General features: G+C 57.6%; 10 protein-coding genes and 2 tRNA genes. 3 read left to right on the forward strand and 9 right to left on the reverse strand.

The genetic code is table 11. The features are described 5' to 3' along the window. Positions 1 to 69: 69 nt before the first annotated feature. The 3 genes from ACODTY_RS21685 to ACODTY_RS21695 all read right to left on the reverse strand — a co-directional run bounded on the left by ACODTY_RS21685 (position 70) and on the right by ACODTY_RS21695 (position 2,456). Positions 70 to 1,449, reverse strand: a complete 1,380-nt coding sequence (locus ACODTY_RS21685) for a TolC family outer membrane protein (RefSeq protein WP_488996261.1) — start codon at positions 1,447 to 1,449, stop codon at positions 70 to 72. Between the two features lie 176 nt (positions 1,450 to 1,625). Then, a complete protein-coding gene (locus ACODTY_RS21690) occupies positions 1,626 to 2,294 on the reverse strand; it encodes a protein-L-isoaspartate O-methyltransferase family protein (RefSeq protein WP_488996262.1) in 669 nt (222 codons plus the stop codon). An 88-nt stretch (positions 2,295 to 2,382) separates the two neighbouring features. Continuing rightward, positions 2,383 to 2,456: transfer RNA gene (locus tag ACODTY_RS21695), tRNA-Cys, on the reverse strand. A 254-nt stretch (positions 2,457 to 2,710) separates the two neighbouring features. Between ACODTY_RS21695 and ACODTY_RS21700 the strand changes: the two genes are divergently transcribed. Then, positions 2,711 to 2,947 (forward strand): DUF378 domain-containing protein, encoded by a 237-nt coding sequence (locus ACODTY_RS21700; protein WP_488996263.1) that lies wholly within the window; start codon positions 2,711 to 2,713, stop codon positions 2,945 to 2,947. A gap of 70 nt (positions 2,948 to 3,017) precedes the next feature. On the opposite strand, the gene ACODTY_RS21705 is transcribed toward ACODTY_RS21700, so the two are convergent. After that, positions 3,018 to 3,284, reverse strand: a complete 267-nt coding sequence (locus ACODTY_RS21705) for a hypothetical protein (protein ID WP_488996264.1) — start codon at positions 3,282 to 3,284, stop codon at positions 3,018 to 3,020. A 194-nt stretch (positions 3,285 to 3,478) separates the two neighbouring features. Here ACODTY_RS21705 and ACODTY_RS21710 point away from each other — a divergent pair. Then, a tRNA-Asn gene (locus ACODTY_RS21710) sits at positions 3,479 to 3,553 on the forward strand. Positions 3,554 to 3,747: 194 nt separating this feature from the next. Here the strand turns inward: ACODTY_RS21710 and ACODTY_RS21715 are convergent. The 3 genes from ACODTY_RS21715 to ACODTY_RS21725 are packed head-to-tail and all read right to left on the reverse strand — an operon-like array spanning position 3,748 to position 4,423. Then, a complete protein-coding gene (locus tag ACODTY_RS21715) occupies positions 3,748 to 3,888 on the reverse strand; it encodes a hypothetical protein (RefSeq protein ID WP_488996265.1) in 141 nt (46 codons plus the stop codon). Next, positions 3,885 to 4,127, reverse strand: a complete 243-nt coding sequence (locus ACODTY_RS21720) for a hypothetical protein (RefSeq protein ID WP_488996266.1) — start codon at positions 4,125 to 4,127, stop codon at positions 3,885 to 3,887. Before ACODTY_RS21720 ends, ACODTY_RS21715 begins: the two co-directional genes overlap by 4 nt. Then, positions 4,124 to 4,423, reverse strand: a complete 300-nt coding sequence (locus ACODTY_RS21725) for a hypothetical protein (protein ID WP_488996267.1) — start codon at positions 4,421 to 4,423, stop codon at positions 4,124 to 4,126. The genes ACODTY_RS21720 and ACODTY_RS21725 overlap by 4 nt, the downstream gene beginning before the upstream one ends. Positions 4,424 to 4,562: 139 nt before the next feature. On the opposite strand from ACODTY_RS21725, the gene ACODTY_RS21730 reads away from it, so the two are divergent. Then, the gene (locus ACODTY_RS21730; protein WP_488996268.1) at positions 4,563 to 4,754 is read left to right on the forward strand and encodes a helix-turn-helix domain-containing protein; all 192 of its coding nucleotides are present in this window, start codon (positions 4,563 to 4,565) and stop codon (positions 4,752 to 4,754) included. 973 nt (positions 4,755 to 5,727) lie between these two features. Here the strand turns inward: ACODTY_RS21730 and ACODTY_RS21735 are convergent. After that, the gene (locus ACODTY_RS21735) at positions 5,728 to 6,123 is read right to left on the reverse strand and encodes a hypothetical protein (RefSeq protein ID WP_488996269.1); all 396 of its coding nucleotides are present in this window, start codon (positions 6,121 to 6,123) and stop codon (positions 5,728 to 5,730) included. A 52-nt stretch (positions 6,124 to 6,175) separates the two neighbouring features. Continuing rightward, a partial coding sequence (locus tag ACODTY_RS21740) for a hypothetical protein (protein ID WP_488996270.1) occupies positions 6,176 to 6,355 on the reverse strand: 180 nt, incomplete at its 5' end.

Raw genomic sequence — 6,355 nt, forward strand, 5'->3', positions numbered from 1 at the left:
TTGTATAACGCATGACGGCGACAGAAAATCTGTCGCCGTCATGGTTCAATATCCAATATTTACAGTGATTTAACGCCCATCAGGCGTGCGAAGACCGAACCACTTGTCCTTGACCGCCTCGTAGTGCTCCTGCGGTTGGTACTTCGTGACCTGCAATCCCAGCCGCTCGACCGACAACCGGCCCATTGCCTGCAGGATCGCATAGCTTGCCAGCACCACGTCTCGCTCGGATCCCGCCAGATTGATCTTCGCGCTGATCACGTCGGCCTGTGCGTTGAGCACGTCAAGCGTGGTGCGCTGGCCAACATTGCGCTCCTCAACCACGCCATTAAGCGCCAGTTGCGCGGCGTTTACCAATGCCCGGTTGGCGACGACGCCTTCCTTTGCGGCGGCATAGGACGTCCATGCGGCGGTTACCGCCTGGCGCACCTGGTCACGGCTCACATCTACCTCAATGCGAGCCTGGCTGAGAGATTCCTTGGATTTGCGCACCTGAGCGGACGTACGGCCGCCCTGATAGATCGGAATATTCAATGTAGCGCCAATATTGGCGGAGGTCGTCTCGCCCGTCGACAAGGTGGACGCCCCGGAAGAACTGACGTGGGTCTGCGAAATACCTGCCGAGGCGGTCACGGACGGCAGCAGTGCGCCTTCCGCGGATTTGACCGTAAAAGCCGCCGCATCAACCAAATGGCCTGTGGCAAGGATTGCCGGATGCTCTGCAGAAGCAACGGATACTGCCGAATCCAGGCTTGAAGGAATCTGCTTGCCCAGCGGCGATGCTGCCTTCAGCTTGCCGGGCTCTTCGCCCACGAGCTGATGATAGATTGCTGCACTGGCCAAAGCCTGAGCGCGAGCAGCACTCACCTGTGCCTCAGCTCCGGAACGCGCGGCATCCGCCTGCGCGACGTCGGTGCGAGTGCCTTCGCCGACATCAAAGCGCGAGCGCGCAGCACGTGCCTGTTCGTTCAGGAACTGCAGGTTCTGCTGGGTCAGAGCCGCGACCTGCCGGTCGTGGATCACGTTCATGTAGGCTTGGGCGGCGCTGAACAGGATGTTTTCTTCGGTGTTGCGCAGGCTTTCCTGCGAAGCGCGAACGCGGGCCTCGGCTGCCGCGACATTGTTCTTGGTCTGGAAGCCGTCGAACAGCATCTGGTTGATCTGCACACCATAGCTGCCCGTGGTCAGGCGCGACGTGCCGGTATCGCGGCGCGTATTGGTGTAGTCGATGCTGGCAGATGCGCCCACCGTTGGCCGCCATCCGGACTTGGCGATGGCTACGTCCTCGTCAACCACGCGAACGCCCGCACGGGCCGAATTCAACTGCGAATTGTTCTTGTATGCCTTCGACAAAGCACCTGTGATGGTTTCGGCTGAAACCGACACCGACGACAGTGCTGTTGCAGAGACAAGCACGGCAGCAAAAATGGTCTTGCTAAAGGACGGCACGTCGACCCCTCAATCATTCATTCAATAGAGCCGCGCAGCCCAAGAATGCCATTTCTGAAGCAATCCCCGGCCGCGCCCCCATTTCCCACATCACCGCTCGCACAAACCAAGCGGCTCAGAAACGACTTGCTAGCCTAGGCCAGCATGACATCGCGTCTGCTGCAAGAAAAATTCGATCAGAACTCAAAAACTCGGATACGTTCGAATCCAGGTAGTGGCTTAATTGCCGCATTAAATGCACGTCTACCCGTAACAATACCAGAGGTCTTAAGAAAAACGCGGGCGACACCGGCATTTCCGCGCCCCTCTACAGCAACCAGCCGGCCTCCCTCGGCGAGCTGTTTGAAAAGCGTTTCAGACACCTCTTCCACGCTGCCACCGATAAAAATCACATCATACTGCGCGTTGGCGGCATATCCGTCGCGCAGTGATCCGGTAACCACGGTGACATTGTTGCAGCCGGTCTCTGCCAGCGCGGAAGTTGCACGCGCCGCCAATGCCGGGTCGCTTTCCAGTGCAACCACCGAACGGGCCAATCTCGACAAGATGGCAGCCGAATAGCCAGTGCCGCAGCCGACATCGAGAACAGAATCATTCTCATCGACTTCCGCTAATTGCAGCAGCCGAGCAAGGGGTGATGGCTCCATCAGAAAGCGCGGCGAATCCGGGCCTGCTGCTATGCGGATGTCCTCATCGATATAGGCAAGATCGCGCGTGGCAGGATCGACAAAAATTTCCCGAGGTACGGCAAGGAAGGCTTCGATCAACGGAGCGCTGGTCACATCGGTGGTGCGAATCTGCCCATCCACCATCTTCACGCGACGTTCGGTGAAATCAGCGCTCATATCCAAGCCGCCTCGCCCTTCGCGCAGTGTGCGCCATATTCAAGCCGGAACGTCCCATATTCCCACGACATGCGGGAATTCCGGAATTTGGAGGCCTCGCCCGGAATCGAACCGGGGTGCAAGGATTTGCAGTCCTCTGCGTAACCACTCCGCCACGAGGCCTCATTCCTCCGGGCGTTCCAAGGCGCTTCAATAAGTTGGCGGCAAAGTGGCGTCAAGCACTGCAAACTCATTCACAGCGCTTTCCTTTCCCTGCCCGCATCATGGCGCGGGCCTGCGCTGCAGGTCGGCACGGCGCCGGATGCGCGTGAATCGATCGGCAACTGTCGATCATTGCGATCACAAAGTCGTGATCAATGGAACCGTTTGAAACAGCACCCGTTTTTTTGCAGGCAACACTCTCAAGGGAGGCGTTTATGCGTTACATGAACCTAGTCACCCTAGCTCTCATCATCATTGGCGGCCTGAACTGGCTGGCGATGGGCGTTTCGGGATTCGATGTCATCGGCGCGATCTTCGGTGGTTCAGGCACCGCAGTCGCGCGTCTCGCCTATGTGGTCGTCGGTCTTGCGGCCATTTGGCAGCTCATGCCTGGTTTCCAGAGCTTAACCATGGGCGAAGTCGACGCCGAACGGCACATGCATCACCAGTAAATGCGATTCTTGGGGGCGGCAGGGCAATCCTGCCGCTTCCTCTATCGGCGGGAAGTAACAGGCACTCCCTTTACCGACCCGGTCTGCGGCGGCGCTCCCACCAAACGGCAAATCTTCGGCGCCAGCGGCGAACCGTCGCAAATTCGTAAGACAACACCAAAAGTCCCAGCGGCACCATCCAGAAGCCCAGCACAGGCAAAAACCCAAATATGCCAAGAACGATCAAACCAACGCCGATAACGATGCGCGCGCGGCGCGATCGCGGCATGTTGAATTCACGCCCGAAGACAGAGATTTTCCTTGCCGTCGTTGGCTGATCTTCGTGTTGCGAAACCATCTTACCCTATTGCAATCCCGGCCTCAGTACTCCCTGCCCAAGGCATCCATGTAACGGTCGGCATGCCAATATGGTCGCAGCGCCGGCGTATTGCGAGAAAGGTCGCGCCGAGAACCGCAAAAAAATGCAATTTGCTTCTTTGCAAAGCCGAAAGGGGTTTGCTATAGGCTGCCCCGTTCGCATGAGCCTGCTGTTCCCCGGTAGCTCAGTGGTAGAGCAACCGGCTGTTAACCGGTTGGTCGCTGGTTCGAATCCGGCCCGGGGAGCCACTTCTTGCGTCTAATCCTTTGATTTCCCTAGAAAATTATCATTTACTAAAGCGTTTTCCCCGCTTTCCCTCCCCGCTTTTGTCGTACCAAAAACCCCGCCGCATCGCTGCGACGGGGCTGCCTTCGTGGTTGTAAAGGGTAGCCGGCCGCCCGAAAGACGGGGGGACCCAAGGCGGCCGGCACGGCGCGAGGAGTCAGCGCCGATGGGATAACTTATAAATCAACACCGCCAGCACGTCTTCTAGCCTCTGGCACAATTCCAGCATCTCGCCCTCGGCCGTCTTCATCTGCCGGCGGTTCTCGCGGCGGCGAGCGCGGAGTTCGGGGAGGGTCATATGGGATCTCCACTCGTGCCCCTGTGAACCGCGAAGTCCATGCCGACACCAAGCTCTGGGAAATACCAGAAATAGAACTTAATTTCCTCAGCACGGCCGGCGTCCTTCATGGCGGCCGCAAGTTCGCGAGCGGCCGCTTTGACACGTTCATCAGGCGAGACGGTCGGAACAGACGCAATGGCCGGTAGCGTGGCGATGGGTGCGACGGCAAGGCCGGAGAGTACGGTGCGGCGGTTCATTCCACGGTTCCTCCCATTATTTGGAGCGTGCCGCCCCACTGTTCCACCATCCCGTCCCAATCGGCGCATCCGCTCTCCGCGTCGTCCTGTTCCAGATCGCTGCATCCACCGACGTACCCTGCACGTCGATCGCATGGGCTTATCCACCCCAACGACGGCTCGTCGTCTCCTACTGGCTCCTCGTCCGGATCCGGATCGGTTTCGTCGAGCAGTGCGATCAAGTTGTCGATAATTCGCTCGATGCGCTGACGTGAAGGCAAAGCTTCGCCGGACAGCCAAAGAGGGCTGTTAAGCATGATAAGTGCTCCTTGTTGCAAATCAGTTCAATGTCAGACATAAAGTCATACATTGAATTTAGTGTCAACATGGAATCTAACGTTGGACATAATGTCGATAACGCCGGCGCAATGTCGTGCAGCCAGAAGTCTGATTGACATGGATCAGAATGTGCTTGCGGCCGCAGCGTCAGTTTCACGCGGTGTAATCATCGATTTCGAAAAGGGTCGCCGGACACCTGGAAAGAATAACCTCACCGCCATCCGCACCGCCCTTGAAGCGGCCGGCGTCATCTTCATTGCCAGCAACGGCGACGGCCCAGGCGTGCGGTTGCGGAAACACACTGACTAAGGCCTCATCCAAAGGACTGCGCATGCCTTGGAATTATATACTACGCTCAATCGAGGAGATGGTCTTCCTAGTTGTCGTCGTTGCTGGTCTCCACCTGCTTATCGAGTACCTGACTGGCGTCCATATAGTCAGCCGCGCATGGCACGACTTGGTTGCAAATCCGATTCCCGCGTGGACCTGGCCTACCTGGCTCTGCCTCGCAATTGCGGTGTCGGTGGCGGCGCTTGAGATAATCTATCAGCGCAATAAGCCCATCAAGTAGGTCTACCCCACCGCCCAGGCTTTATGCGTGCCGCTTACTGGCGGAAAGCTCCACACAACCCGCACCTCACGCGATGCGCACCGTGGACACTTTAAACGCCGGGGAAGCAACGCGATCGGGAACGACGCGCCGCGCGTTGCGATCAAGGTCGCGAGGTCGAGATCCTGGCGAAAATTACATTCGCGCCCGCGCTTCATGCCTTTGGTGTACGGCCCGAGTGCGCACGCCATCCACGCCTTGCCGCCATAGTTAAATGCGTCGCCCAAGGTTTCTATCTGCATAGAGAACAAAATAGGAACATATTCCTTGGGGAGTCAAGTGGCGTATGGGAACCGAATCGCATATACTTCTCTGGAATTTGAATGCAGCCTTAGCTTGGAATCCCCTCATAGAGGATCACCCAAACGGCCAAGCCTCTTCAAACAATCCGGCGCCACCGTTATCGGCACGCACCCGCCTCAGAAGCGGAGCAGCGCCTCAGACGCGCAAAATATTCACTGCGGTTCGAACTGCGTTCTGGTCATTGCCGGTGCGCGCCCGGCCTTCCGCGAGGCCGAAATGGACATCGTAGTCCTGCACGGGAAGGGGTTCCGCGTTAGGATCACTTCTCGTTTTCTTATAGCAGTCATTGTGCTGCTTATTGTGTGATGAGAAGGCGGGCTGGTCCCGCCTTCTTTTTATTTGACTCCCCTGCCCACCAAGGCGCTCCGGTTAAACACGCGGCACTGACGCGATCAGCCCACGCATGACAGATTTATCTTCGACTTCAACATAGCAGACTGCTTCTAGCCGAGCGCCAGGAAACTCCGTAGGCGGCATGAAGTTCGGGAACTGCACAAGATCGGCAGGCGTCGGAGCATTGCAGATTGACCACGCTTCTTTGAGATAGAAGGGAACTTCCACAGGATAACCGAGATAGCGCCTTGTTGCCCTGTGGTCGGGAACACCCACAAAAAGAGCGCGAAAGCCGCTCTTGTACGAGATAGAAAAAGCATCAGGAGGCATGGCAGGCCGCGTGTGAAGTCCGGCCTTGTAGTAGTCATAAGCGCCATAGCCACCATAGCCGAGGATTGTGGCTACCAGCGCCCACTTTACCCATCTCCACATGATGCCCCTCATCCCGCCATAATAAGCCTATAGCGGGGCGCGGCCGTAACTGCTACCTCCGCAGATCTCGCCAAGCGCGCGGCCGATCGTTCAACAGATTCAGCACCTCAACCAACGCCGTTTGCAGTTCGCTGAGCGCGTCGTAGTGAGGCTTGAACGGCGTTAGCTGCACCTGGGCTGTGTTTTTTCGTGGAATTAGGACCCTGTTCAAGGGGTGATTTTCGTCCAAACG

Source organism: Mesorhizobium sp. FG116 (genome assembly GCF_057809835.1).